Below are 24,616 nucleotides of genomic sequence, written 5' to 3'. Positions count from 1 at the left end.
GGTCAGGCAACGCGCCAGTCTGGCCCCGCCGCAACCCGTGCCCTACAACCCACAGTGACAATCAGGCGGATTCGCGGAAACGATAGCCGACACCGTAGAGGGTTTCGATCATGTCGAAATCGTTGTCGACCATCTTGAACTTCTTGCGCAGCCGCTTGATGTGGCTGTCGATGGTGCGGTCGTCGACATAGACCTGCTCGTCATAGGCGGCATCCATCAGCGAATCGCGGCTCTTGACGACGCCGGGACGCTGCGCCAGCGAATGCAGGATCAGGAATTCGGTGACGGTCAGCGTCACCTGCTCGTTCTTCCAGGTGCAGGTATGGCGTTCTTGGTCCATGGCGAGTTGACCGCGCTCCAGTGAGCGGGCCTGAATGTCGGCGGCCGACTTGGGGGTTCCGGCGGCGTTGGCGGCCGCAGCTGCCTCTCTGTTTGCCGAGCGTCGCAGAATCGCCTTGACCCGCTCGACCAGAAGCCTCTGGGAAAACGGTTTGGTGATGAAATCGTCCGCGCCCATCTTCAGGCCGAAGAGTTCGTCGATTTCCTCATCCTTGGACGTCAGGAAGATCACCGGAATATCGGATTTCTGGCGCAGCCGGCGCAGGAGTTCCATGCCGTCCATGCGCGGCATCTTAATGTCGAAGATCGCCAGCTGCGGCGGGCGGGCGAGAAGTCCGTCAAGGGCGGAAGCACCGTCGGTATAGGTCTCGACCTTATACCCTTCCGCTTCCAGGGCAATGGAAACGGACGTCAGGATATTTCGGTCGTCATCGACAAGTGCAATCGTCTGCATCGTAAGTGGCTCCATCAGTAAGGCGCTCCTGGTCGAATGATCCAGCCCCAGGCGTCTGCCGCCAGTCCAAGCGCTTCTTGAGTATAAAGGTGGAACAAATTGTGGCGAAGTAAAACACCAAAAATCTTCCGCACCCGGGAAACCCGATTCTTCCTGTCGAATATGACGTTTGGAGCGGCAATTTCAACCGATTAAAAAAGCGATATTTTTCTTTAAATCGATTAATATACTGAAATTATTACATTTTTTAATCTGCAATCTTGTGTTTTAGATATTCCGCTTTTATGGTCCGAAAAATTCAAAGGCCTTTTGGCAAAATTGGGAAGGAAAGCTGAACCATGAAAGAACTTGGTATTCGCAACCCGGCACTTGGGCTGGAATCCGTTGGGTTCAAGGCTTTCGATACGGTCCGCTACAATTTCGGCACGGCCGAACTCTACGAGGAAGCGCTGCGACGCGGCGAAGCGCAGCTTACCGCCCAGGGTGCACTTCGGGCCCTGACAGGGCAGCACACCGGTCGCTCTGCCAAGGACAAGTTCGTCGTCCGTGACGCAACGACCTCCGGCCAGATTTGGTGGGACAACAACAAGGAAATGTCGCCTGAACACTTTGCCGTTCTGCATACCGACATGCTGGCCCACGCCGAGGGGATGTCGCTCTATGTTCAGGACCTGATCGGCGGTGCCGATGCCGTCAATGCGCTGCCGACCCGTGTCGTCACCGAATTCGCCTGGCATTCGCTGTTTATCCGCAATCTCCTGATCCGTCCGGAACGCGACGCATTGGCCACATTTTCGCCGAAGCTGACGATCATCGACCTGCCGAGCTTCAAGGCGGATCCGACCCGTCATGGTTGCCGCACTGAAACCGTGATTGCCTGCGACCTGGTCAATGGGCTCGTGCTCATCGCCGGCACCTCCTACGCCGGCGAAATGAAGAAGTCGGTCTTTACCGCGCTCAACTACCTGCTGCCGGAAAAGGGCGTCATGCCGATGCACTGCTCGGCCAATGTTGGGCCGGCTGGTGATTCGGCCGTGTTCTTCGGGCTGTCCGGTACCGGCAAGACGACGCTTTCGGCCGATCCGAAGCGCACGTTGATCGGCGATGACGAACATGGCTGGGGTGAAGACGGCATCTTCAATTTTGAAGGCGGTTGCTACGCCAAGACCATCCGTCTCTCGGCCGAAGCCGAGCCGGAAATTTTCGCAACCACCCGTCGTTTCGGCACAGTGCTGGAAAACGTCATCCTCGATGGGGATCGTGTTCCGGACTTCAATGACGGCTCCCTGACCGAAAACACACGCTGTGCCTATCCGCTGGATTTCATCCCGAATGCCAGTGAAAGCGGCAAGGCCGGCCATCCGAAGACGATCATCATGCTGACGGCCGATGCCTTCGGCGTGCTGCCGCCAATCGCACAACTGACCCCTGAACAGGCGATGTATCACTTCCTGTCCGGCTACACTGCCAAGGTGGCCGGCACGGAAAAGGGCGTGACGGAGCCCGAGGCGACCTTCTCGACCTGCTTCGGCGCGCCGTTCATGCCGCGTCATCCATCGGAATACGGCAATCTGCTGAAGGAACTGATCGCACGCCACGACGTCACCTGCTGGCTGGTCAACACCGGCTGGACCGGCGGCGCCTACGGCACCGGCAACCGCATGCCGATCAAGGCCACGCGGGCGCTTCTGGCCGCCGCTCTGGACGGGTCGCTGAAGAGTGCCGAATTCCGCACGGATGCGAATTTCGGCTTTGCCGTTCCCGTTGCGGTCGCTGGCGTCGCTGATTCTATCCTCGATCCACGTTCCACCTGGAGCGATGCTTCTGCTTATGACGCCCAGGCGCGCAAGCTGGTCGATATGTTCGTCGGCAATTTCGCCAAGTTCGAAAGCCATGTCGATGGCAGCGTGCGCGATGCTGCTCCCGGCCTGAAGATTGCCGCTGAATAGAAGCATCGAAGGCGATGATTCACGTGAAACCCGGCTCTATAGCCGGGTTTTTGCGTCGTGGCGTTTTCAACGCGCGCGTCCTGTGAGATAGACGCTGTCAAAGGAAGACAGTGATGGCCAGTGATCCGCTTTACATCAACGACCGCATCGTCATCGCCGGCTGGGAGCTGACGGAGCAATTCGTGCTGGCCGGTGGCCCCGGCGGACAGAACGTCAACAAGGTCTCGACCGCGGTACAATTGTTTTACGGTATCGCAGCCTCTCCCGCACTGCCGGAACGCGTGCGTGACAATGCCATCAAGCTCGCCGGCCGCAAGGTCTCCAAGGATGGCGTCTTGATGATCGAGGCGTCGCGGTTCCGCAGTCAGGAGCGCAACCGCGAGGATGCGCGGGAGCGGTTGAAGGAGCTGATCCTGAAGGCGGCCGAACCGCCGCCGCCGCCGCGGCGAAAAACCAAGCCGACGAAGGGATCGATCGAACGGCGCCTGAAGGCCAAGACCGGGCGCGGCGAGATCAAGAAAATGCGCGGACGACCGGATGGCGATTGAAGCGATTGAGACGACAAGTTTGCGATGAGTGCCTTGTCTTTTGCTACCAACTGCCCTCTTTTAGGCCGAGACAAAAACGTCAAGGGAGATGTGCGATGGGCCTTTTCAGCTTTATCAAAAACGCCGGCAAGAAGCTCGGAATTGGTGGCGACGACGATGCGCCTGATGTCGAGGCAGTAAAAAAGGAACTGGCATCCCATGACCTCGGCACCGACAAGGTGGACGTTGCCGTCGTCGATGACAAGGTTGTTTTGACCGGTGTCGTCAAGGACCAGTCCGTTTTCGAAAAAGCCGTCATCGCGGTCGGTAATACGCTGGGAATATCGAAAGTCGAAGCCTCCGAGCTGAAGGTTGCGGATGCTGCCGAGGCGCCTGTCGCGGCAAAAGATCCTGTGTTCTACACGGTCAAGAAGGGCGACAATCTCTGGAAGATTGCCGAGGCCCAGTATGGCAAGGGCAAGGGCGCAAAGAACACCGCAATCTTCGATGCCAACAAACCCATGCTGACCCATCCTGACAAGATCTACCCAGGTCAGGTCCTGCGCATTCCGGATATCGAGGAAGCATGAGCGCTTCCATGAAGCAGTTTTTACGGGTTTTCGGTGCGGTCTTCCTGATCGCATGGGCGGGTTTTGCCGCGGCGCAAACGGTCCATGAGCCGGCAAAAGGCTCCGCGGAGCGGCGGCGGTTCTCGACGCCTTGCGACCCGCGGTGGAATCCGAGATGCGCGGACCGGTCGAGTTCGTCGTCAGCGTCTTGCGCACTACGCCGAAGTGGGCTTTCGTCCAGGTCGATCCGCAACGTCCGGGTGGCGAAGCGATCGATATCGAGGAGACGAGTTTTGCCGATGGGGCGGATATGATGGATGGGCTCACGGTCTTTGCCTTGCTACGCTTCCAGTCGGGGCGGTGGAATCTGGTCGAGCACGTGGTCGGCCCGACGGATGTCACCTATCTGGACTGGGCGGAACGCTTCGGTGCGCCGCCCGCCGTTCTGGGCCTGGAATAGAAGGGACGGTCATGCAGGTCCTGCCCAAGGGTATCAGGCATCTGCCGGGCTTTCTCGATCGCGATCGGCAAGAGGCGCTGGTCGAAACGATCCGCAAGGTCGTTTTGCAAGCGCCTCTCTTCGTGCCCGAAATGCCCAAAACCGGCAAACCGATGTCGGTGCGCATGACCAACTGCGGTTCGCTTGGCTGGATCACCGATAAACAGCGCGGCTATCGCTACCAGGCGGAACATCCGGTAACTGGGAAACCCTGGCCGCCAATGCCGGACGAACTCATGAACATCTGGACGACGGTCTGCGGCAGTGGAAAGCCGCCGGAAGCCTGTCTTGTGAATTTCTACACCGATGACGCTCGCATGGGCCTGCATCAGGACCGCGACGAGCAGGATCTTCAGACACCGGTGCTGTCGATCTCGCTCGGCGATACCTGCCTGTTCCGCGTCGGTGGCAATGAACGGGGCGGGCGCACGCTGTCGTTCAAGCTGTCGAGTGGCGATATCGTTGTGCTGGGCGGAGAGGGGCGCCTGTGTTTCCACGGCGTCGACAAGATCTACCCGTCGACATCAACACTTCTGAAGAATGGCGGACGTATCAACCTGACGCTACGCCGCGTCACGCTCTGATCCTTAAAGTTTGCGCAGCGCAACCGTTTCCGTCAGATGATTCTCGCCCTTCTGCAGGATGAGGTCCGCCCTCGGACGGGTCGGCAGGATGTTCTGGCGCAGATTTTTTAGATTGATATTGTGCCACAACCCCTCCGCAATGGTCAGGGCTTCGTCTTCGCTGATCTGCGCATAGCGCTTGAAGAAGGAGTCCGGATCCTTGAAGGCTGTCTGCCGCAGGTGCATGAAGCGGTTGACGTACCAGCTGTGGATCAGGCTTTCCTCTGCATCGATATAGATAGAGAAGTCGAAGAAATCCGAAACCATCGGCACGATCTTGCCATCGGCCGGCAGATTGCGCGATTGCAGCACGTTGATACCCTCGAAAATCAGGATATCGGGTCGATCGACGATCTTGAACTTGTCGGGCAGCACGTCATAGGTCAGGTGCGAGTAGGAGGGCGCCTTCACATAAGGCTGGCCCGCCTTGATCGCCGACAGGAACCGCAACAGCGCGCCGATGTCATAGCTTTCGGGGAACCCCTTGCGATCCATGATGTTTTCACGCTGCAGCACGGCATTCGGATAGAGGAACCCGTCGGTCGTCACGAGATCAACCTTCGGGCTCGATGGCCAGCGGGAGAGAAGTTCGGCAAGGATACGCGCAGTGGTGGATTTGCCGACGGCGACCGATCCGGCAATGCCGATAACGAAGGGTGTTTTCACCTCCTCCGGCATCGAGAGAAACCGCTGGCGTTGCGCAAACAGAAGCTGCGAGGATTCGACATGGGCCGAAAGCAGTCGCGACAGCGACAGATAGATGCGGCGCACTTCGCTGAGATCGATCGGGTCGTTCAGCGAGCGCAACCGCTGCACCTCGTCGGCCGTCAGCGTCAGCGGCGTATCGGCCCTGAATTTTGACCACTCGTCCGCCGAGAAGAAGCGGTAGGGCGAGTAGTCCTTGTTTCCGAAATGATCCGGAATATCGGCCGGTTCAAGGTCTTTTGCGACGATCGTCATGAACTCTTCCGGTTCGCCTTTTCCTGAAGTCCGGACTGGGCGGTCCGCTTTGCAAGTTCGCTCATCACATCATGCAACGGGATGCCGGCAATTTTCAATACGACCATCAGGTGATAGAGGAGGTCGGCACTCTCTGTCACAAGCTCCGCGCGATCGTTGCCAATGGCGGCGATCACCGTCTCGACGGCTTCCTCGCCCAGTTTCTTCGCAGCGCGTGCCTGGCCCTGCGCCACGAGCTTTGCCGTCCAGGATTCGTCGGGCGACGCCTTGGCGCGTTCTGCAACGATCTCCTCGAGATCCGATAGGGTGAAATCACTCATTAGGCGTCCTTTTCAGCGTCAGTCGAGACGCATGGCAATGCCGTGGTCGGCCATGTAGCGCTTGGCTTGCCCGATGCTATAGATTCCAAAATGGAAGATCGAGGCAGCCAGAACCGCCGTTGCATGCGCGTCCCTCACGCCTGCAACCAGATCGTCCAGCGTGCCGACGCCGCCGGATGCGATGACAGGCACACGAACCGAATCGGCGATGGTGCGCGTCAGCGCGATATCGTAGCCGCTCTTCGTGCCGTCACGGTCCATCGAGGTCACCAGCAATTCGCCGGCTCCGAGCTTCACCATGCGCTGCGCAAACTCGACGGCATCGATCCCCGTCGGTTGACGACCACCATGGGTGAAGATTTCCCAGCGGTCGTTTTCGCCCACGCCGGATACCTTTTTGGCGTCGATCGAGACGACGATGCACTGGTTGCCGAACTTGTCGGCGGCTTCAGCAACGAAGTCCGGGTTCTTCACAGCTGCCGAATTGATCGAGACCTTGTCGGCGCCGGCAAGCAGCAATTTGCGGATATCGGCAATCTGGCGAATCCCGCCACCCACCGTCAGCGGCATGAAACAATGATCCGCCGTCCGGGCAACCACATCGAAAATCGTGTCGCGATTGTCGGAGGAGGCAGTAATGTCGAGGAAACACAGCTCGTCGGCACCGGCCGCATCATAGGCCTTGGCCGATTCCACCGGATCCCCGGCATCAATCAGGTCGACGAAGTTGATCCCCTTGACGACACGTCCGTCTTTGACGTCCAGGCAGGGGATGACGCGGGCTTTCAGGGTCATGCCGCTTTTCCTTTCGCCTGGCGCAGAAGCGCCAGCGCCTCCGTGGGATCAATCCGGCCATCATAAAGTGCGCGCCCGGAAATGGCACCTTCGAGCTTTGCTGCATCCGGTTCCATCATGCGGCGAATATCATCCATGGAGGCGAGGCCGCCCGAGGCGATGACGGGAATGGAAACGGCGTCGGCCAGTTCCAGCGTCGAGGCCCAGTTGATGCCGGTCAGAATCCCGTCGCGATCGATATCGGTGTAGATGATCGCGGCAACGCCGGCACCCTCGAATTTCCGGGCGAGTTCAACAATGCCGAGTTCCGAGGCTTCCGCCCAGCCCTCGACCGCGACCTTGCCACCCTTGGCATCGATGCCGACGGCGACCTTGCCGGGGAAGAGACGGCAGGCCTCGATCACCAGAGCCGGATCGCGCACGGCAACGGTACCGAGAATGACGCGGGAAAGCCCGCGCGACAGCCAGTTTTCGATATGGGCCAGCGTGCGGATACCGCCGCCAAGCTGAACCGGGTTCTTCGTAGCCTTGAGGATTGCGTCAACCGCGGCACCGTTCACGGTCTCGCCGGCAAAGGCGCCGTTGAGGTCAACGACATGCAGCCACTCGAAGCCTTGGTTCTCAAAGGCTTTCGCCTGGTCGGCCGGGTCGGGATTGTAGACGGTTGCCTGGTCCATGTCGCCGAGCTTGAGGCGCACGCACTGGCCGTCCTTCAGGTCGATTGCGGGAAAAAGGATCATGTCATGGCGTCCAGTGCAGGAAATTCGTGATCAAGGCGAGACCGAGCGTCTGGCTCTTTTCCGGGTGGAATTGCGCGCCGGCCGTATTGTCCTTGGCGACAAAGGCCGTCATCGCGCCGCCATAGGATGTCGTCGCCACCAGTTCGTCCGGGTTTTCCACGGCCAGATGATAGGAATGCACGAAATAGGCGTGCAGCCCGTCAGGTCCGGTCTTGATGCCATCAAACAGCGGATGCGGTTGGTGAAGGTCGAGCGTATTCCAGCCGATCTGGGGGATCTTGAGGTCCGGGTCGGAGGGCATCATTTCGATCACATCGCCCTTGATCCAGCCAAACCCTTTCGTCGTCGTCTTTTCAAGGCCGCGCGAGGACATCAGCTGCATGCCGACGCAGATGCCGAGAAATGGCCGCGCTGTCTTTTCGACCGCTTCCGTCAGCGCCTCATGCATGCCGTCGACGGCATCGAGCCCGCGGCGGCAATCGGCATAGGCGCCAACACCCGGAAGGACGATACGGTCGGCACTGGCCACCCGGTCCGGTCTGTCGGTTAGTTCGATTTCGGCATTCAAACCGGCCTCACGCACGGCGCGCTCGAAGGCCTTAGTGGCCGAGCGCAGATTGCCCGATCCGTAGTCGATTATGGCGACGCGCATCAGCGTTCTCCGTAGGAGCCGAACAGGCCAAAGCCGGGACGGGTATGGGTGCGGGCGGTCGCGCCGCCTGCCAGTTCCGGCAATGCAACAACGGGCATCGGCGTTTGATGCCCCGTCGGTTCGGCCGCGTGAAAATACATCATCTCCGCCGTCGTCGGGTCGTCAGCCGGGATGACCGCACGCAAGGTCCAGCCTGAAGCCGCCAGTCTGTCAGCCACGAAAGCAGGCCCTTCTAAGGCGACAAGCAGGCGAAGCGCCAGCTCCAGGAGAAGGCTTGCGAGGAAGAGATGCGGCACGGCGGATGCAAACCCGAGCGCAAGCTGCAGACCGAAGACGACGACCCCTGCCACCCATTGCCGCTGGATCAGCAGCCAGATGGCGGGGAAGACGAAGCCAAGCCACGCGAAGCGATCCGCGACAAAGCGGGCCTTCTCGTCATTTCCGGCTGTGCCGGGCGGTGTCAGAACCAGATAGGAAACGGACATGGTGTCAGCCGACTTTCCCTAAACGCAGTTTCAGGCAATCCGGTTCAGACCAGCGTGCCCTTGGTCGAGGGAACACGGCCTGCCTGGCGCGGATCGATCTCTGTCGCGCTGCGCAAAGCACGCGCAACGGCCTTGAAGCAGGTCTCGGCGATATGATGGTTGTTGGCGCCGTAGATGTTCTGCACATGCAGCGTGATGCCGGCATGCTGGGCCAGCGCCTGGAAGAACTCACGCACCAGTTCGGTATCGAAGGTGCCGATTTTCGGCGCCGAGAAGGCGACGTTCCAGACGAGGAACGGCCGACCGGAAACATCGACGGCCGCCTTGGTCATCGTCTCGTCCATGGCCAGATCGATCGAGGCATAGCGCGTGATGCCGCGCCGGTCGCCCAGGGCCTTGGACAGCGCCTGGCCGATCACGATGCCGACGTCTTCCACCGTGTGGTGGTCGTCGACATACAGATCGCCATCGGCCTTGATGTCCATGTCGATCAGCGAATGCCGGGAGAGATGATCGAGCATATGGTCGAAAAAGCCGACGCCGGTCGAAATCGTCGAGGCGCCGGTGCCGTCGATATTGACGGATACGGTCACCGACGTTTCATTCGTCTTGCGCGAAACGTTTGCGCTGCGGCTTGACTGCTGGTCGGCCATCAGGTTCTCCAGAATGTGACAGAGCCGCTCCATATCAGGCGGTGGATGAAATATCCAGAACTGCCGCCATGATTCTCTTGGATGCGAAACGATCCAGGATCAGGCATGAGGGGGAGTGAACCGGGGCTATTTGCAATCGTAAAAAGCGCACTTACATAGTCGTCAACAGGGCCGATGTACGGCTCCTTAAAAGCGCCCGGCATCCGGGCAGGCAGGGTTTCATGACAACGATTATTACTGTCCGGAAGGGCGGGCAGGTGGTGATGGCGGGCGATGGCCAGGTGAGCCTGGGCCAGACCGTAATGAAGGGCAACGCCCGCAAGGTGCGCCGCCTCGGCAAGGGCGAGGTCGTTGCCGGATTTGCCGGCGCCACGGCCGATGCCTTTACTTTGCTGGAGCGGCTCGAAGCCAAGCTCGAACAGTATCCCGATCAGTTGATGCGCGCCGCCGTCGAGCTTGCCAAGGATTGGCGCACCAACAAGTATCTGCGCAATCTCGAAGCGATGATGCTGGTCGCCGACAAGTCGATCACGCTGGCGATCACCGGCAATGGCGACGTGCTTGAGCCGGAACATGGCACGATCGCCATCGGTTCGGGCGGCAACTATGCCTTTGCGGCGGCCCGGGCGCTGATGGACACCGACAAGACGGCGGAAGAGATCGCACGCAGGGCAATGGAGATTGCTAGCGACATCTGCGTCTACACCAATGGCAATATCGTCGTCGAAACGCTCGATGCAGCCTGAGGACCCGCCCCGCTATAGATTTCGCGACGTGCGCCGGGAAGATTTTCCCATGCTTGGCCTTTGGCTGGCAGAGCCGCACGTCGCAAAATGGTGGGGCGATCCGAGGAAGAACTGGAAAGCATTGCTGCGGCGATGGATAGTATCGAGACGCGCCCGCTGATCGTTGAGTTGGACGGAATACCGATCGCCTATCTGCAGAGCTACGATCCGCATCTGGAAGACGGCCACCCCTATCGCGACCAGCCGCAAGGCACGCTTGGTATCGATATCTCGATTGGCAATCCCGACCTGCCGGGCAAAGGTCATGGCAGTGCCATCATCCGCCAGTTCTGCGCCGAGCTCTTCGCCAGCGGTGCAAGGCGCATCGTGATCGATCCCGATCCGGCCAATGCGCAAGCCATTCGCGCCTACGAGAAAGCGGGTTTCTGCTTTTGGAGACGCGCCATTCCATCTACGGTCCCGCCCATTTCATGGTGCTGGACAAGCCTTAAAGAACGGATTTCCCATGACCACATTTTCACCTCGCGAAATCGTCTCGGAGCTCGACCGGTTCATCATCGGCCAGCACGACGCCAAGCGTGCCGTGGCGATTGCGCTGCGCAACCGCTGGCGCCGTCAGCAGCTGAATGACGAGCTGCGCGACGAAGTCATGCCCAAGAACATCCTGATGATCGGACCGACCGGCGTCGGCAAGACGGAAATTTCGCGCCGTCTGGCAAAGCTCGCCGGCGCGCCTTTCATCAAGGTCGAGGCGACGAAATTCACCGAAGTCGGCTATGTCGGCCGCGATGTCGAGCAGATCATCCGCGATCTGGTCGAGGTCGGCATCGGTCTGGTTCGCGAAAAGAAGCGCGCCGACGTCAAGGCCAAGGCGCATCTGAATGCTGAGGAGCGGGTTCTTGATGCGCTGGTCGGCGCCACCGCCTCGCCGGCGACCCGCGACAGTTTCCGCAAGAAACTGCGTGCCAACGAGCTTGATGACAAGGAAATCGATGTCGAGATCGCCGATACCGCCACCCCCGGCGGCGGCTTCGAGATCCCTGGCATGCCCGGCGCCAATATCGGCGTGCTCAATCTGTCGGAAATGTTCGGCAAGGCGATGGGGCCGCGCACCAAGAAAGTGCGCACCACCGTTAAGGAGAGCTACGCCATCCTGATCAACGACGAATCCGACAAGCTGCTCGACAATGACGAGATTCAGCGCGAAGCAGTCCGCTCGGCCGAAAATGACGGCATCGTCTTCCTTGACGAAATCGACAAGATCGCCGCGCGCGATGGCGGCATGGGGGCTGGCGTGTCGCGCGAAGGTGTACAGCGAGACCTGCTGCCGCTGGTCGAAGGCACGACGGTTGCGACTAAGTATGGTCCAGTGAAAACCGACCATATCCTGTTCATCGCATCCGGCGCCTTCCACGTTTCGAAACCCTCGGATCTGCTGCCCGAGCTTCAGGGACGCCTGCCGATCCGCGTCGAACTGAAGGCGCTGACCAAGGAGGACTTCCGCCGGATTCTGACCGAAACCGAGGTCAGCCTGATCCGCCAGTACAAGGCGCTGCTGGAAACCGAGGGCGTCAATCTCGACTTTACCGAGGACGCGCTCGATGCTTTGGCCGATGTTGCCGTCAAGCTCAACACCAGCGTCGAAAACATCGGCGCACGGCGGCTGCAAACGGTAATGGAACGGGTCCTCGACGAGATCTCTTTCGCCGCACCCGACAAATCTGGCGAGGCGCTAACGATCGATGCCGCGTACGTAAAGAAGCACGTCGGCGATCTTGCTGCCAATACCGACCTGTCGCGCTATATTCTGTAAGCGGCTATCCAAGTGGATGGGTAAAGCTTGCCGTCGAGCATCTTGGTCGGCGGCAGGTGGAAGCCGCAGTTTTGCGCGGACGATACCCCTGCCCCCGTCATCCTCGGGCTTGACCCGAGAATCCATAGGAGCGTCGCATAACGCATTGTTATAATGTGAATTTTTCGCCAAATCAGTTGCTAAACCAGATCCTCGGGTCAAACCCGAGGATGACGGAGAGTGGGGTTGGCCCCCAGCGAAACAGCCGTATCGAGGAATTCCTCCGCACCCCAAATTACGTCCAGCGGTCGAGTGCCCTTCTTGTCTGCGTCTGCTTCACAAGATATGCCTTCGTCCGTCTCGGGCATGATTCCGACACGATTTTGCCCCATGCGTCGCCGCGCATTCAGCCCACAGGTTTACAGGAAACACACCGTGCGCCCTATCGTCTCCATGCTTCTCGTTGCCGCGATGCTTGTCACCGGTGGTCCGGTCCTGGCCGCTGGCGGGCGCGCAGTGCCGGAAGGCAATCGTTTCCAGGAGCAGCCGGATATCCCCGGCGCCTCGGTGCGCCGTACAAAGGCAGGGCGTACCTCCTTCGATGCGAAATATGAGAAGGTGCGCAATCTTCTGGCCACCGACCGCCAGTTGATCGGCAAGATCAAGTCGATCGCCCGCGCATACGGCATCGATCCGATCCACATGGTCGGTGCGATCGTCGGTGAGCATACCTACAATGTCGATGCCTATGATCGTCTGCAGTCCTATTACGTCAAGGCCGCCGCCTATGCGGGAGACAGCTTCCGGTTTGGCTATGAAGACGAAACGATCGACGATTTCGTCGCCCGTCCGCAATTTTCGAACTGTGCCTCAAAGAAGAATTCCTATGCTCTCTGGAGCTGCCGCGAAAACATCTGGGACCGCCAGTTCCGCGGCAAGTCGGTGGGTGGCACGTCTTTCCCGAACAACCGGTTCAGCGCCGTATTCTTCCAGCCCTTCTATGCCGGGCAGACCTTCGGCCTCGGCCAGATCAATCCTCTGACGGCGCTGATGCTAACCGACATGGTTGCCCGTGTTTCTGGCTATGAGCGTTTGGATGCAAACGATGCAAACGGCGTCTACAAGGCGATCATGGATCCGGATATTTCGCTGACCTATATGGCGGCATCCATCCGTCATTCGATTGATGCCTATCGTTCGATCGCGGGCATCGACATCTCAAGCAATCCCGGCATCACCGCGACGCTCTACAATGTCGGCAATCCGGACCAGCGCGCGGCGGCCCTTGCTGCGAAGAACAATGGCGGCGAATTCCGCTGGCCGGAAGAGAACTATTATGGCTGGCTGGTGAACGACAAGCTCGCCGAATTGCGCGGCCTGCTCTAGGGGCGGGCTGCCGTTGAGGGTGTCGGCTCGTTGAAAGTCTTGCCGCGCGGCGCGGTCTGGGTCGAGCGGATCGGCGAATCGGAGATACCAGGCTCCAGCAACTGTTTCTTCGGCTTCTTGATTGTCTTGATCCGGGCGCAGCTGGCATCGCCGACATTGTCGCAGGGCTTGTAGACGATGATCTCGCTGCCGGCGCCGTCATCCCAGACCACCTGGACGGCAATCGTCTGCGCTTCCTGTGCTGCCAGCGAGATGTAGACATATTCGTTGGTGTTGTCCGAAGGCAGATTGAAGGGCAGTTGCGGATCGCAGGCACCCAGCGGAAAGCGCTTGTCCAGTGAATCGCTGTTGACCGAATAGCGGATCTCGGACAGCCGGCAATGCATCACCTGCAACCCGCTGAAGTAGATCAGCTGCTTGTCGCCATACTCCCGGAACTGCACCCAGCCCGTCTGCTTGTTGGCGTCGAGCATCGCCTTGTAGATCGCGACATCCGGAAGCTCCGGCTTGTATTCCTCCTCGTCGCTGTCCTGTGCCTGAGCACTCAAAGGAAGTCCAAGGGAAAGCGGAAGGATCAAGAGCCTTGCGATCATCCGGATATTCACTCGCATTCGCATCGTTCCTTTTCCGCCGGATGTCGCTTCCAGCCTGTCTTCCTGTTCTTGTGGCAATGGTCTTTCGCCGAAAGATGTCATATCACCGGACGCATGTTTCTTGAAGCCGGTTCGCCGGCGCCGTTCAGCCGTGTTTTTTAAATGGACGTTTCCTTGACTGCACATCTTCTCCTCGGCATCGATACCGGCGGCACCTATACGGATGCCGTTCTCTTCAGCGAAACGGATGGCGTCGTCGCCAAGGCGAAATCCCTGACGACGCGTCACGATCTGGCAATCGGTATCGCCGGTGCGGTCGAATCGGTGCTGGAGCAGGCCCGTGTTTCCCCATCGGCCATCACCCTTGTGTCTCTGTCGACGACGCTTGCCACCAACGCGCTGGTGGAAGGACAGGGCGGTCGCGCCGGTCTGGTGATGATCGGTTTTGGCCCGGAAGACCTGAAGCGCGATGGCCTGGCGGAAGCGCTCGGTTCCGATCCGGTGATCTTCCTGCCCGGTGGCCACAATGTGCATGGCGGCGAAACGCCGCTCGACATGACGGCGCTCGACGCGGCCCTGCCGGAACTGAGCACTCAGGTCTCCTCCTTCGCAGTCGCGGGCTACTTCGCCGTGCGCAATCCGGCCCATGAGCAAAGGGTTCGCGATCGCATCCGCGAAGTCTCGCATCTACCGGTGACTTGCAGCCACGAACTGTCCTCGAAGCTCGGAGGGCCGCGCCGGGCCCTGACGACGCTGCTCAATGCGCGGTTGGTCTCTATGCTCGACCGGTTGATCGGCGCCTGCGAAGGCTTCCTCGCTTCGCGTGGCATCCATGTGCCGATGATGGTCGTGCGGGGCGATGGCGCGCTGATCTCGGCAGACGAGGCGCGGCTGCGGCCGATCGAGACGATCCTGTCGGGACCGGCCGCAAGCCTGGTCGGTGCGCGGCATTTGACGGGTCTCGACGATGCCGTCGTCTCCGATATCGGCGGCACCACCACCGATGTTGCCGTACTCGACAAGGGAAAGCCGCGGCTTGATTCCGAAGGCGCTGTCGTCGGCGGCTTCCGCACCATGGTCGAGGCGGTTGCCATGCGCACCTTCGGGCTCGGCGGCGATTCCGAGGTCCGCATCAACGAGCGTGGCCTTAACGCCAGGATCGATCTCGGCCCGCGCCGCTTTCTGCCCCTGAGCCTTGCGGCCACGCACCATCCCGATGCGGTCATCGCAGTTCTGGAACGACAGCTGCGCGCCTCACATCTCGGTCGCCATGATGGGCGGCTTGCCGTGCGCACCGGCTTGCCGGATCATCTGGCGTGGCCTGCAGCCGCAGGAGTTGGCGCTCTATGATCGGATCGGGACGGTACCGGAGGCGCTCGATATTCTCCTCACCAGCATGCCGCAAAAGGCGACGCTCGATCGGCTGGTGTCGCGCGGACTGGTGCATATCTGCGGACTGACACCATCGGACGCCATGCACGTGCTTGGCCGGCAGGGGCAGTGGAATGCGCAGGCGGCGCGACTGGGGGCAGCCCTTGCCGCCCGGATCAAGGACGGCCAGGGCCGCCCGATCGCCGCCTCGCCGGAGGAACTCTCCACAATGATCGTCGAGCGCCTGACGCGGCAGTCGGCGGAGGTCATCCTGTCTGCTTGCCTGGCGGAAGACGGTGCGGCGATCGATCCGGCCGTGTCGCTGGCGGTGGATCGGGCACTGAAGCGCTCGCCGGGTATCGTCGGGTTTTCGCTGGCACTCGACCGGCCGTTGATCGGGCTTGGGGCCTCGGCCCCGGTTTATTACCCGGCTATCGCAGACATGCTCGGCGCGCAATCGTCCATCCCGGAGGATGCCGGCGTTGCCAATGCCGTCGGTGCCGTCGTCGGGCAGGTCCGCACATCGATCACGGTTTTCGTGACGACGCCGGAAGAGGGCATCTTCATCGTCAACGGCGCCGGACCAAGCGGACGCTTCCTGGACGAAACGCTGGCCTTTGCCGAGGCCCGCGATCGGGCGGAGACGGGCGCTCTTCAGTCAGCCCGCGCAAACGGCGCCGCGGACCCGGTGGTGACGATCCGCGAGGAGATCGACGCGCCGACGATCGAGGGCAGTCGTAAGCTCGTCGAGGCCCGTTTCATCGCCTCCGCCAGTGGCCGGCCACGTGTTGCCCATGGGTGATTGTTTCCATTATGGAAAGAATCATTCCTATTTTCGCGCGGTTGACGGGAAATGAAACCGTGAGAAACTGCCGCAACATTACCGTACCAATAGCAGGAGTTTGACATGGCCTGGACCGAAACGAACGGACTGAAGATCGACACGGCGCTGCATGCGTTTCTCGTTGAAGAAGCGCTGCCCGGCACGGGCGTCGACGCCGGGCGTTTCTTCGCCGACTTTGCCGCCCTTATCCATGATCTTACGCCAAGGAACCGGGCCCTGCTGGAAAAGCGCGATGCGCTGCAGGAAAAGCTCGATGTCTGGTACCGCCAGAACGGCGCGCCGATCAACATGCAGGCCTATGAGACCTTCCTTCGGGAGATCGGCTATCTTTTGCCCGAGGGGCCTGATTTCGCGGTCTCGACGGCCAATGTCGATTCGGAAATCGCAACGATTGCCGGCCCGCAACTGGTCGTCCCGGTCATGAATGCCCGCTATGCGCTGAATGCTGCCAATGCCCGCTGGGGATCGCTCTATGACGCGCTCTACGGAACGGATGTGATCCCGGAAACGGATGGTGCGGAAAAGGGCAAGAACTACAATCCTGTCCGCGGCGAAAAGGTGGTCGCTTGGGCAAAGGCCTTCCTCGACGCGGCCGCACCGCTCGACGGCGCCCGCTGGGCCGATATCACCGATATCGAAGCCGGTGCCAAACTGCGTCTGGCGACGGGCGACCGCGCCGTTTCGCTGAAGCACCCGGAGCAATATGCTGGCCATGCGGAGCACGAGGGCTGGCGCCACCTGCTTCTCAAGAACAATGGCCTCGGCATCGAAATCATTCTCAATCGCGAATGGGAGATCGGCAAGACCGATCCCGCCGGCATTGCCGGCGTCAATATGGAAGCCGCGCTGACGACGATCATGGATTGCGAGGATTCGGTCGCGGCCGTCGATGCCGAAGACAAGATCCTCGTCTATCGCAACTGGCTGGGCCTGATGAAGGGCGACCTGAAGGAAAACGTCCAGAAGCGTGGCGAGACGGTTGAACGCAAGCTCTACAGTGACTTTACCTATACGGCGCCTGATGGCTCGCCCTTCGAGGTCAAGTGCCGTTCGCTGATGCTGGTGCGCAATGTCGGCCACCTCATGACCAATCCGGCCATTCTCGATCGTCACGGAAACGAGGTTCCGGAAGGCATCATGGATGCGATGATCACCGGGCTGATCGCGCTGCACGATATCGGCGCCAATGGCCGGCGGATGAATTCCCGCGAGGGCTCGATGTATGTCGTCAAGCCGAAGATGCACGGCCCGGAAGAGGTTGCCTTTGCCAGCGAAATCTTCGCCCGCGTCGAGCAGGCGATCGGCATGATGGAAAACACCATCAAGATGGGCATCATGGACGAGGAGCGGCGCACCACCGTCAACCTCAAGGCGTGCATCCGTGCTGCCCGCGAGCGCGTCGTCTTCATCAACACCGGTTTCCTCGATCGCACCGGCGACGAGATGCACACCTCGATGGAAGCCGGCCCGATGATCCGCAAGGGCGATATGAAGCAGGCGGCTTGGATCGCGGCTTACGAAAATTGGAACGTCGATATCGGCCTGGAATGCGGGCTTGCCGGCCATGCCCAGATCGGCAAGGGCATGTGGGCCATGCCCGACCTTATGGCCGCAATGCTGGAGCAGAAGATCGGACATCCCAAGGCTGGTGCCAATACGGCCTGGGTCCCGTCGCCGACGGCAGCGACGCTGCATGCCACGCATTATCACAAGGTCGACGTCGCCGCGGTTCAGACCACGCTGAAAAGCCGGCCGCGGGCAAAGCTGAGCGACATTCTGTCCGTTCCGGTCGCATCGCGTCCCAATTGGACGGCAGAGGAAATCCAGCGCGAACTCGACAACAACGCGCAGGGCATCCTCGGTTATGTCGTCCGCTGGGTCGATCAGGGCGTCGGTTGCTCCAAGGTGCCTGATATCAACAATGTCGGCCTGATGGAGGATCGGGCCACGCTGCGCATTTCCGCCCAGCATATGGCCAACTGGCTGCACCACGGCGTGGTGACAAAATCGCAGATCATCGAGACGATGCGCCGGATGGCGGCCGTGGTCGATGGCCAGAATGCCGGCGATCCGCTCTATGCGCCGATGGCTGGCAATTTCGACGGCTCCATTGCTTTCCAGGCCGCCGTTGAACTCGTTCTCGAGGGCCGCCGGCAGCCAAACGGCTACACCGAACCGGTCCTGCACCGCCGCCGGCTGGAACTGAAACAACGGCGGGGGAGCTGATTGCCCTTGCCCTCAAGGGCAATCATTCTTTTCCCGCAGACTTGAAGTTAGGGACGCAGGAAATTTGCGGTCAATCTCCCCTTGAGGGGGAGATGTCGGGTACCGACAGAGGTTGGTGCCCGCCATCTGCCCATGATGCCTGCGAATGGATCCTCGGGTCAGGCCCGAGGACGACGAGCTGGGAGATTTGGGACAATAACCCCTTGGCCGACAGAGCCAGTTGCTCTCGCGACATCGTCCTCACCCTCCGTCATTCTCGGGCTTGACCCGAGGATCCATGACCAAGCCCCAACGGCCTGCCGCCTCGTTGTGACCGATCCGCCCGCTCCCGAAAAATATCATCCCCGCAAATCCCCGCGCTTGTCACCTGTGCTTACAATGGCCTCGTCCCGCCATCGGATACACCGGATGAGCGTTGCCGGCGAGGCGGGACCGGTGCCCCTGGGGGATGGCGGAACGCCCGCTTGAGACCGGGGCTGCATGAAAGGCGGTTCTCCTCCGGACATTTGGATGGTCCAGGCGTGCCGGGCATGCCCCGCCGTTGAAAGACGGTCCAGGGCAATGCTCCGCCTCATTGAAAGGCCGGGCGGTAAGAGGTCGGGCTGGGGCATTGGAGGCTTTCGTCTCAAAAGGACGAAAGCGCAGAAGAACCTGAGAAGCGCGGCAAAAGACACCGAAACGGGGCACGGCGCGTGTTACCTTACTATCTATAACCTGAGGCATGTGTCGTGCCCCGGCCGAACCAGCATTCAACCCACGGCGGAAGCTCCGCGCGTGGATGGAAGCGTTTGCGGCAAGAGGGGCCGTCCGTTACTGCTGGACGATGACCCGGGTGTTCTTGCCCGGCCGAACGCGGGCATAGAGATCGATGATGTCCTGGTTGATCATGCGGATGCAGCCCGAGGAAGCGGCAGTACCGATCGAGGCCCATTCAGGCGAACCATGGATGCGGAACAAGGTATCCTTGCCTTCGTCGTTGAAGAGGTACATGGCGCGGGCCCCGAGGGGGTTGCGCAGGCCTGGACCCATGCCGGCCTCGACATATTGCGCGACATCCGGCTTGCGCTCCGCCATTTCCTTCGGCGGGTGCCAGGTCGGCCATTCCTGCTTCCAGGCGACATAGGCCTTGCCTTCCCACGCGAAGCCGGACTTGCCGACGCCGATACCGTAGCGCACGGCCTTGCCGCGCGGCAGCACGAAATAGAGGAAGCGGTTCGGCGTGTTGACGATGATCGTACCGGGCTTTTCCTTCGTAGCGTAATCGACGATCTGGCGATGGAAGCGTTCGTTGACCCTGGAGATCGGGATAGCCGGCAGCGCATAGCCGTGATCTTCGACGGCGCCGTAACCATTCGAGAAGATCTGGTTGGTGGCGACTGTTTCACCGACGGGACTGATGGGCGACGTGGAGCAGCCGGACAGGATGAGGGTTGCCGCGAGGCTGCACAGCAGAAGGGCATTGCGAATGCGCATGGGGTTCTCTTAATTTCTGCAAGGAATAGCTGGGTCGATTCGACCATCAGTAATGATGGTTTATTTTCGATCGGCCCCTTGATTGCAAGGGAATGCGTTGCAGCATTTTCGCTGGAGCTTGCAAAATCTCGCTGGATTGTTTTTGCAACAAAACCGCCCCTGTGCCAGACTTCCGGCATGGCGATTCTCTCTATCCACAATGACAACCCGCTGATCGATGGGCGCCAGTCCCAGCGCGCCATGATGGTGCGCCGGGGAACGCAGCGCTTCCTGCACGAATTGCGGCACGCGGTTTTGCCGGAACTGACGCTCGCCAGCGGCCGACGGGCGGATCTCGCATCCCTGTCCCCGAAAGGCGAGGTCTGGATCGTCGAGATCAAAACCTCGATCGAGGACTTCAGGGTGGACCGCAAATGGCCTGATTACAGGCTGCATTCCGACCGCCTGTTCTTCGCCACCCATCCGGGCGTGCCGCTCGATATCTTCCCGGAAGATTGCGGCCTGATCGTCTCGGACGGTTATGCCGCCGAACTGATCCGCGATGCGCCGGAACACCGGCTGCCGGCGCCGACACGAAAATCGGTTTCGCTGATCTTCGCAAGGGTCGCCGCCCAGAGGCTGATGCTGGCGGAATGGGCAGCCGATCGCAAGGGCGACATGGATGCCTCGATGAGGGCGATCGTCTCTGGCGCGCTCGACGACAAAGGATAGAGCGCGTTACTTCGGCGCCCGCTTGGCCAGGATCCGCTGCAGGGTCCGGCGGTGCATGTTGAGCCGGCGTGCGGTCTCCGACACATTGCGCTCGCACATTTCATAGACGCGCTGGATATGCTCCCAACGAACCCGGTCGGCCGACATCGGGTTTTCCGGCGGCTCTGCCCGTTCCCGGCCCGCTGCACAAGGGCGGCGAAGATATCATCGGCGTCAGCCGGCTTTGCAAGGTAATCGACCGCACCAAGTTTCACCGCATTCACCGCCGTCGCGATGTTGCCATAGCCGGTCAGCATGATGATGCGGGTGTCGTCGCGCCGGGCGCGGATTGCCTCGATCACGTCGAGGCCGCTGCCGTCCCCCAGCCGCAGGTCGATGACGGCGTGTTTCGGGGGACGCGTCTTGGTCTTGGCAATGCCTTCGGCTACGGATTCGGCAATCTCGACCGAAAAACCGCGCGCTTCCATGGCGCGTGCGAGACGGCGCAGGAACGGCGCGTCATCGTCCACCAGCAGCAGCGACGTATCCGGACCGATGGCGCTGGCATCCATTTTCACATCATTGCCATCGACGGCAGATGAACTTGTGGGTTTTTCCGACATTTTCGCGATCCATGGCGATTTTATCGCCGTTTCTTCTGTTCAGCTAGGGCCGCTTATCCGACGTTCAACGCAGGCCGTAAAGTCATTTTGTCAGTTTCGTGTCCATCAGATGCCGCGGCCATTCGACGTTGATACGAGCGCCCGGCTTGTCCGGACCACCATTTTCGAAAGAGAGCTTGGCACCTGATCGTTCCAGCAGCGTCTTGGCGATGAACAGCCCAAGCCCGAGGCCGCCGGCGCTGTCGTCCTTCTGGCGTTTGGTCACATAGGGCTCGCCGATCCGGCTCAGAACGTCCGGCGCATAACCGTCCCCATCGTCCTCTATGGTCACGGTTACCGTCTCGGGCGTATGCCGAACGGTGACTGTCACCTCGGACTTGGCATAATCGACGGCATTTTCGAGCAGATTGCCAAGCCCGTAGAGAATGCCGGCATTGCGATTGCCGACCGGCTCGGTATTGCGTTCGCCGATTTCGACGAGATTGATGCGGATGCCGAATTCGCGATGCGGCGCCATGACCTCCTCGATCAGCGAGGATAGGGGCAGATGCCGCATATGCGCTTCGTTTTCGGAGGAGAGCGTCGTCAGGCGCCGCAGGATATCGCGGCAGCGCTCGCTCTGGCTGCGCAAGAGGTGCACGTCCTCACCGAAGCGCGGATCATCGCCGAGTTCGCGCTCCATCTCCTTGGCAACGATGCTGATCGTCGCAAGCGGTGTCCCGAGTTCATGGGCGGCCGCGGCTGCAAGGCCATCAAGTTGGGAGAGATGCTTCTCCCGCTGCAGCACCAGCTCTGTCGCCGTCAAGGCGTCCGAAAGCTCGCTTGCCTCAAGCGAGACGCGATAGGTGTAGAAGGCGGCAAAGGCCGTGGTCGAGACAATCGCGAACCAGAAGCCTGCCGTCAGCACCGGCGGCACCAGAAGCACGACACCGGGATACCAGGGCAGAGGAAAGGGTGAAAAGGCAAGTGCGGTAATGCCGAGGATGGCCGCCAGCGCCAGCGCGATGCTCAAGCGCTTCGGTTGCGAGGCCGACGAGATGATCACGGGCACGCAGACCAGCGGCGCGAATGGATTGGCAAGCCCGCCGGTGATGAACAGCAAGGCCGTCAGCTGCATCAGGTCGAGCCCGAGCAGCACGAAGGCTGCCGGCGGTTTCAACCGGTGCGACGGCGGATAACGGACCGTCAGATAGACGTTGAGCCAGGCAAGGGCCGCAATCAACGCGCAGCAGGCGATGAGCGGCAAGGGAAACTGCAGCCAGAACCCGATGGTAATGACCGCGGTCGATTGCCCGCCGACTGCCAGCCAGCGCAACCGGATCAGCGTCTGCAGTCGCAATGTCCGGTTCTTTGTCGAGTCGTCCTCTTCAAGCACCGCCATGGTCATTCCATCGTCTCCACCTGCCGTCATTGCTTCAGTCATGTACCACGCGGCTTGGCGCGTGTCGTCGGCGCGGCATTGGCCGGGTCCTCCGGCCACGGATGCCTTGGATAGCGTCCACGCATGTCGGCCCGCACGTCTTTCCAGGAGCCGGCCCAGAAACCCGGCAGGTCGCGCGTCGTCTGGATCGGCCGTTGCCCCGGTGACACCAGCTCCAGCAGCAGCGGCAGGCGACCGCCGCCGATCGACGGGTGCGTCTTCAAACCGAACAGTTCCTGCACCCGGATTGCCAGCACCGGTTCCTCGCCGTCATAGCGGATCGGATGCCGCTGGCCCGTCGGCGCTTCAAAATGCGTCGGCGCGAGCCGCCCCAGATCGCGGCTCACCGCGTGCGGAACGAGCGCCAGAAAACCTTCTGAAAGGCTGGACGGTGTCACGTCGTCAAGGCCGCGCGTCTCATGCTGGTAAGGCACGAACCAGTCCTCGAGGCCGGAAAGCAACGCCGCGTCCGACATATCAGGCCAGGGCTCCCCCAGCGTCCGGAACAGAAAGCCGATCCGGTCCCGCAACTGCGTTGCCTCCTTGGAAAACGGCAGGCTCGAAAGACCAAGCTGGCGAACGCCCTCGGCCAGGGCTCTCGCCGATGCTTCGCCCCTTGGCCGTGGCAGCGGCGTCTCGTCGAACAGAATGGCCCCGAGCCGCGTGACGCGACGTGCCCGCACCTGCCGGCTTGGCCGGTCAAATGTCGTCTGATCCTCACGCTTGATCGCGTCCGGCATATAGGCCTCGACATCGGCGCGGCTGATTTCGGCGGCGGCGAGAATGCGTTGTCCGCCGGCCCGCCCGGTGAGGTCGGCAATGACCAGCATCGAGGCGCCGGCCAGACGCTCGGTCTCCGGGAGTTCTGCGCCACGGCCATTGGCCATGACAAAACGTCCACGACCGCCACGCTGCAACGCGATCCGGTCGGGAAAAGCCCACATCAGCAGAATGCCCGGCTGCAGCGGCGTGTCTTCCCGTATCGCCGGCTTCAAGTCGCGGGCCATGCGCCGGGCAAGGCCGCGCGAGGCTTCGGCCCGGTCGCCACGCTCGGTACGGAAACGGCGCAGGCGGTCCTCGAGGTCGATGCTGCCGCCGCCCAGCCCCTGTTCGGTCAGAAGCACGGCCAGCAGGCAGGCCTCTTCGGCATGACCTTCCGCTGCGGCGGTCACCGCCATGGCCGCCAGTCGCGGTGGCAGGGCGAGTGCCCGGATCTGCTTTCCGCGCGGCGTCAGGGCGCCGTTTTTGTCGAGCGCACCGAGTTGGCGCAGCAGGGCCTGCGACTCCTGCCAGGTGGCGTCCGGCGGCTGGTCGAGAAAGGCAAGTTGCGCCGGGTCGGTCACGCCCCAATGCGCCATGTCGAGCGCCAGACTCGAAAGATCGCTCGCCAGCATCTGCGGCGGCGTAAAGGCAGGCAAGGCGGCCGTCTGTCCGGCATGCCACAGGCGGATCGCCATTCCCGGCTCCGTGCGCCCGGCGCGCCCGGCGCGCTGGTCCGCCGATGCACGCGAGACACGCACAGTCTCCAGCCGGGTTATGCCGGTCGAAGCCTCAAACGCAGGCAGGCGTTGAAGTCCGCTGTCGATGACGATGCGCACGCCGTCGATGGTAATCGAGGTCTCGGCAATCGAGGTGGCCAGCACAATCTTGCGCTTGCCGGCAGGCGCCGGCCGGATGGCCGCGTCCTGTTCCTTCTGGCTGAGATTGCCATAAAGCGGCGTGATCATCGTATCGGCATCGAAGCGGCCTTCCAGCCGCTCGACGGTGCGGGTGATTTCCGCCTGCCCTGGCAGGAAGGCGAGGATCGAGCCTTCCTCGTTGCGGTGAGCATCGACGATCGCCCGCGTCACGGCATCTTCTATGCGCTCGCTGGTGGACCGGTCCTGA

The 24,616-nt window shown here is 61.1% G+C and carries 22 protein-coding genes and 3 pseudogenes (1 of these 25 running past the window's edge); 12 read left to right on the top strand and 13 right to left on the bottom strand.

The window, feature by feature from the left end:
• Positions 1 to 61: 61 nt before the first annotated feature.
• Positions 62 to 793: a response regulator transcription factor gene (locus tag P6U16_RS11390; RefSeq protein ID WP_071832510.1), complete on the bottom strand. Its 732-nt coding sequence runs from the start codon at positions 791 to 793 to the stop codon at positions 62 to 64.
• A 338-nt stretch (positions 794 to 1,131) separates the two neighbouring features.
• Between P6U16_RS11390 and P6U16_RS11385 the strand changes: the two genes are divergently transcribed.
• The 5 genes from P6U16_RS11385 to P6U16_RS11365 all read left to right on the top strand — a co-directional run bounded on the left by P6U16_RS11385 (position 1,132) and on the right by P6U16_RS11365 (position 4,921).
• A complete protein-coding gene (locus P6U16_RS11385; RefSeq protein WP_277700699.1) occupies positions 1,132 to 2,742 on the top strand; it encodes a phosphoenolpyruvate carboxykinase in 1,611 nt (536 codons plus the stop codon).
• Positions 2,743 to 2,855: 113 nt separating this feature from the next.
• Positions 2,856 to 3,290: an alternative ribosome rescue aminoacyl-tRNA hydrolase ArfB gene (arfB, locus tag P6U16_RS11380; protein WP_277700698.1), complete on the top strand. Its 435-nt coding sequence runs from the start codon at positions 2,856 to 2,858 to the stop codon at positions 3,288 to 3,290.
• A gap of 95 nt (positions 3,291 to 3,385) precedes the next feature.
• On the top strand, positions 3,386 to 3,859 hold the full coding sequence (lysM, locus tag P6U16_RS11375) for a peptidoglycan-binding protein LysM (protein ID WP_277700697.1): 474 nt from the start codon (positions 3,386 to 3,388) through the stop codon (positions 3,857 to 3,859).
• Positions 3,860 to 4,013: 154 nt separating this feature from the next.
• Complete coding sequence (locus P6U16_RS11370) at positions 4,014 to 4,298, top strand: hypothetical protein (RefSeq protein ID WP_277700696.1); 285 nt, start codon at positions 4,014 to 4,016, stop codon at positions 4,296 to 4,298.
• Between the two features lie 11 nt (positions 4,299 to 4,309).
• Positions 4,310 to 4,921: an alpha-ketoglutarate-dependent dioxygenase AlkB gene (locus P6U16_RS11365; RefSeq protein ID WP_277700695.1), complete on the top strand. Its 612-nt coding sequence runs from the start codon at positions 4,310 to 4,312 to the stop codon at positions 4,919 to 4,921.
• Between the two features lie 3 nt (positions 4,922 to 4,924).
• Here the strand turns inward: P6U16_RS11365 and coaA are convergent, their stop codons facing one another.
• Genes coaA through hisB form a run of 7 tightly spaced genes read right to left on the bottom strand, consistent with a single transcriptional unit; the run spans position 4,925 to position 9,565 of the window.
• Positions 4,925 to 5,920 (bottom strand): type I pantothenate kinase, encoded by a 996-nt coding sequence (gene coaA / locus P6U16_RS11360; protein WP_277700694.1) that lies wholly within the window; start codon positions 5,918 to 5,920, stop codon positions 4,925 to 4,927.
• Positions 5,917 to 6,240 (bottom strand): phosphoribosyl-ATP diphosphatase, encoded by a 324-nt coding sequence (locus P6U16_RS11355; RefSeq protein ID WP_277700693.1) that lies wholly within the window; start codon positions 6,238 to 6,240, stop codon positions 5,917 to 5,919. The genes coaA and P6U16_RS11355 overlap by 4 nt, the downstream gene beginning before the upstream one ends.
• A gap of 18 nt (positions 6,241 to 6,258) precedes the next feature.
• Positions 6,259 to 7,035, bottom strand: coding sequence for an imidazole glycerol phosphate synthase subunit HisF (hisF, locus tag P6U16_RS11350; protein ID WP_277700692.1), 777 nt, complete (start codon positions 7,033 to 7,035; stop codon positions 6,259 to 6,261).
• On the bottom strand, positions 7,032 to 7,775 hold the full coding sequence (hisA, locus tag P6U16_RS11345; RefSeq protein WP_277700691.1) for a 1-(5-phosphoribosyl)-5-[(5-phosphoribosylamino)methylideneamino]imidazole-4-carboxamide isomerase: 744 nt from the start codon (positions 7,773 to 7,775) through the stop codon (positions 7,032 to 7,034). The genes hisF and hisA overlap by 4 nt, the downstream gene beginning before the upstream one ends.
• Before the next feature lies 1 nt (position 7,776).
• On the bottom strand, positions 7,777 to 8,427 hold the full coding sequence (gene hisH, locus P6U16_RS11340) for an imidazole glycerol phosphate synthase subunit HisH (protein WP_277700690.1): 651 nt from the start codon (positions 8,425 to 8,427) through the stop codon (positions 7,777 to 7,779).
• Positions 8,427 to 8,912 (bottom strand): DUF2628 domain-containing protein, encoded by a 486-nt coding sequence (locus P6U16_RS11335; RefSeq protein ID WP_277700689.1) that lies wholly within the window; start codon positions 8,910 to 8,912, stop codon positions 8,427 to 8,429. The genes hisH and P6U16_RS11335 overlap by 1 nt, the downstream gene beginning before the upstream one ends.
• A 44-nt stretch (positions 8,913 to 8,956) precedes the next feature.
• Positions 8,957 to 9,565 carry an imidazoleglycerol-phosphate dehydratase HisB gene (gene hisB, locus P6U16_RS11330; protein ID WP_277700688.1) on the bottom strand — a complete coding sequence of 203 codons (609 nt, stop codon included), beginning with the start codon at positions 9,563 to 9,565 and terminating at the stop codon, positions 8,957 to 8,959.
• Between the two features lie 221 nt (positions 9,566 to 9,786).
• Between hisB and hslV the strand changes: the two genes are divergently transcribed.
• The 4 genes and pseudogenes from hslV (at position 9,787) to P6U16_RS11310 (ending at position 13,489) form a co-directional block, all read left to right on the top strand.
• Positions 9,787 to 10,311, top strand: a complete 525-nt coding sequence (gene hslV / locus P6U16_RS11325) for an ATP-dependent protease subunit HslV (RefSeq protein ID WP_277700687.1) — start codon at positions 9,787 to 9,789, stop codon at positions 10,309 to 10,311.
• Positions 10,301 to 10,802 (top strand): annotated as a pseudogene (locus P6U16_RS11320) (GNAT family N-acetyltransferase). The gene hslV and the pseudogene P6U16_RS11320 overlap by 11 nt, the downstream one beginning before the upstream one ends.
• 14 nt (positions 10,803 to 10,816) lie before the next feature.
• On the top strand, positions 10,817 to 12,124 hold the full coding sequence (hslU, locus tag P6U16_RS11315) for an ATP-dependent protease ATPase subunit HslU (RefSeq protein ID WP_277700686.1): 1,308 nt from the start codon (positions 10,817 to 10,819) through the stop codon (positions 12,122 to 12,124).
• 414 nt (positions 12,125 to 12,538) lie between these two features.
• The gene (locus P6U16_RS11310; RefSeq protein ID WP_277700685.1) at positions 12,539 to 13,489 is read left to right on the top strand and encodes a DUF1402 family protein; all 951 of its coding nucleotides are present in this window, start codon (positions 12,539 to 12,541) and stop codon (positions 13,487 to 13,489) included.
• Here P6U16_RS11310 and P6U16_RS11305 read toward each other — a convergent pair.
• Positions 13,486 to 14,100, bottom strand: a complete 615-nt coding sequence (locus tag P6U16_RS11305; RefSeq protein WP_277700684.1) for a hypothetical protein — start codon at positions 14,098 to 14,100, stop codon at positions 13,486 to 13,488. The genes P6U16_RS11310 and P6U16_RS11305 overlap by 4 nt on opposite strands.
• 156 nt (positions 14,101 to 14,256) lie before the next feature.
• Here P6U16_RS11305 and P6U16_RS11300 point away from each other — a divergent pair.
• Together P6U16_RS11300 and P6U16_RS11295 are read left to right on the top strand one after the other, a co-directional pair.
• Positions 14,257 to 16,255 (top strand): annotated as a pseudogene (locus P6U16_RS11300) (hydantoinase/oxoprolinase family protein).
• A 105-nt stretch (positions 16,256 to 16,360) separates the two neighbouring features.
• On the top strand, positions 16,361 to 18,523 hold the full coding sequence (locus P6U16_RS11295) for a malate synthase G (RefSeq protein ID WP_277700683.1): 2,163 nt from the start codon (positions 16,361 to 16,363) through the stop codon (positions 18,521 to 18,523).
• Positions 18,524 to 19,333: 810 nt separating this feature from the next.
• Here the strand turns inward: P6U16_RS11295 and P6U16_RS11290 are convergent.
• Positions 19,334 to 19,996, bottom strand: a complete 663-nt coding sequence (locus P6U16_RS11290) for a L,D-transpeptidase (protein WP_277700682.1) — start codon at positions 19,994 to 19,996, stop codon at positions 19,334 to 19,336.
• 177 nt (positions 19,997 to 20,173) lie between these two features.
• On the opposite strand from P6U16_RS11290, the gene P6U16_RS11285 reads away from it, so the two are divergent.
• Positions 20,174 to 20,707, top strand: a complete 534-nt coding sequence (locus P6U16_RS11285) for an MmcB family DNA repair protein (RefSeq protein WP_277700681.1) — start codon at positions 20,174 to 20,176, stop codon at positions 20,705 to 20,707.
• 6 nt (positions 20,708 to 20,713) lie between these two features.
• Here P6U16_RS11285 and P6U16_RS11280 read toward each other — a convergent pair.
• From P6U16_RS11280 to hrpB, 3 genes and pseudogenes are all read right to left on the bottom strand, one after another.
• Positions 20,714 to 21,258, bottom strand: a pseudogene (locus P6U16_RS11280) (ActR/PrrA/RegA family redox response regulator transcription factor).
• Positions 21,259 to 21,391: 133 nt separating this feature from the next.
• Positions 21,392 to 22,696 (bottom strand): ActS/PrrB/RegB family redox-sensitive histidine kinase, encoded by a 1,305-nt coding sequence (locus tag P6U16_RS11275; RefSeq protein WP_277700680.1) that lies wholly within the window; start codon positions 22,694 to 22,696, stop codon positions 21,392 to 21,394.
• A gap of 32 nt (positions 22,697 to 22,728) precedes the next feature.
• Positions 22,729 to 24,616, bottom strand: the 3' portion of a protein-coding gene (hrpB, locus tag P6U16_RS11270; protein WP_277703821.1) for an ATP-dependent helicase HrpB. The gene runs 575 nt beyond the window's last position; the window shows 1,888 of its 2,463 coding nt (coding positions 576-2,463); the start codon falls outside the window, past its right edge — the gene reads right to left on this strand; the stop codon is at positions 22,729 to 22,731.

It is taken from the genome of Rhizobium sp. 32-5/1 (genome assembly GCF_029537235.1).
Taxonomy (GTDB): domain Bacteria; phylum Pseudomonadota; class Alphaproteobacteria; order Rhizobiales; family Rhizobiaceae; genus Pararhizobium.
Note: the sequence above shows the minus strand (reverse complement) of the source record. Positions and strands in the feature narration are given on the sequence as shown.

Excerpts from the sequence above, each read along its gene's own strand:
- P6U16_RS11390 (WP_071832510.1), bottom strand. The coding sequence starts at position 793 with ATGCAGACGATTGCACTTGTCGATGACGACCGAAATATCCTGACGTCC.
- P6U16_RS11385 (WP_277700699.1), top strand. The coding sequence starts at position 1,132 with ATGAAAGAACTTGGTATTCGCAACCCGGCACTTGGGCTGGAATCCGTT.
- arfB (WP_277700698.1), top strand. The coding sequence starts at position 2,856 with ATGGCCAGTGATCCGCTTTACATCAACGACCGCATCGTCATCGCCGGC.
- lysM (WP_277700697.1), top strand. The coding sequence starts at position 3,386 with ATGGGCCTTTTCAGCTTTATCAAAAACGCCGGCAAGAAGCTCGGAATT.
- P6U16_RS11370 (WP_277700696.1), top strand. The coding sequence starts at position 4,014 with ATGCGCGGACCGGTCGAGTTCGTCGTCAGCGTCTTGCGCACTACGCCG.
- P6U16_RS11365 (WP_277700695.1), top strand. The coding sequence starts at position 4,310 with ATGCAGGTCCTGCCCAAGGGTATCAGGCATCTGCCGGGCTTTCTCGAT.
- coaA (WP_277700694.1), bottom strand. The coding sequence starts at position 5,920 with ATGACGATCGTCGCAAAAGACCTTGAACCGGCCGATATTCCGGATCAT.
- P6U16_RS11355 (WP_277700693.1), bottom strand. The coding sequence starts at position 6,240 with ATGAGTGATTTCACCCTATCGGATCTCGAGGAGATCGTTGCAGAACGC.
- hisF (WP_277700692.1), bottom strand. The coding sequence starts at position 7,035 with ATGACCCTGAAAGCCCGCGTCATCCCCTGCCTGGACGTCAAAGACGGA.
- hisA (WP_277700691.1), bottom strand. The coding sequence starts at position 7,775 with ATGATCCTTTTTCCCGCAATCGACCTGAAGGACGGCCAGTGCGTGCGC.
- hisH (WP_277700690.1), bottom strand. The coding sequence starts at position 8,427 with ATGCGCGTCGCCATAATCGACTACGGATCGGGCAATCTGCGCTCGGCC.
- P6U16_RS11335 (WP_277700689.1), bottom strand. The coding sequence starts at position 8,912 with ATGTCCGTTTCCTATCTGGTTCTGACACCGCCCGGCACAGCCGGAAAT.
- hisB (WP_277700688.1), bottom strand. The coding sequence starts at position 9,565 with ATGGCCGACCAGCAGTCAAGCCGCAGCGCAAACGTTTCGCGCAAGACG.
- hslV (WP_277700687.1), top strand. The coding sequence starts at position 9,787 with ATGACAACGATTATTACTGTCCGGAAGGGCGGGCAGGTGGTGATGGCG.
- hslU (WP_277700686.1), top strand. The coding sequence starts at position 10,817 with ATGACCACATTTTCACCTCGCGAAATCGTCTCGGAGCTCGACCGGTTC.
- P6U16_RS11305 (WP_277700684.1), bottom strand. The coding sequence starts at position 14,100 with ATGCGAGTGAATATCCGGATGATCGCAAGGCTCTTGATCCTTCCGCTT.
- P6U16_RS11295 (WP_277700683.1), top strand. The coding sequence starts at position 16,361 with ATGGCCTGGACCGAAACGAACGGACTGAAGATCGACACGGCGCTGCAT.
- P6U16_RS11290 (WP_277700682.1), bottom strand. The coding sequence starts at position 19,996 with ATGCGCATTCGCAATGCCCTTCTGCTGTGCAGCCTCGCGGCAACCCTC.
- P6U16_RS11285 (WP_277700681.1), top strand. The coding sequence starts at position 20,174 with ATGGCGATTCTCTCTATCCACAATGACAACCCGCTGATCGATGGGCGC.
- P6U16_RS11275 (WP_277700680.1), bottom strand. The coding sequence starts at position 22,696 with ATGACCATGGCGGTGCTTGAAGAGGACGACTCGACAAAGAACCGGACA.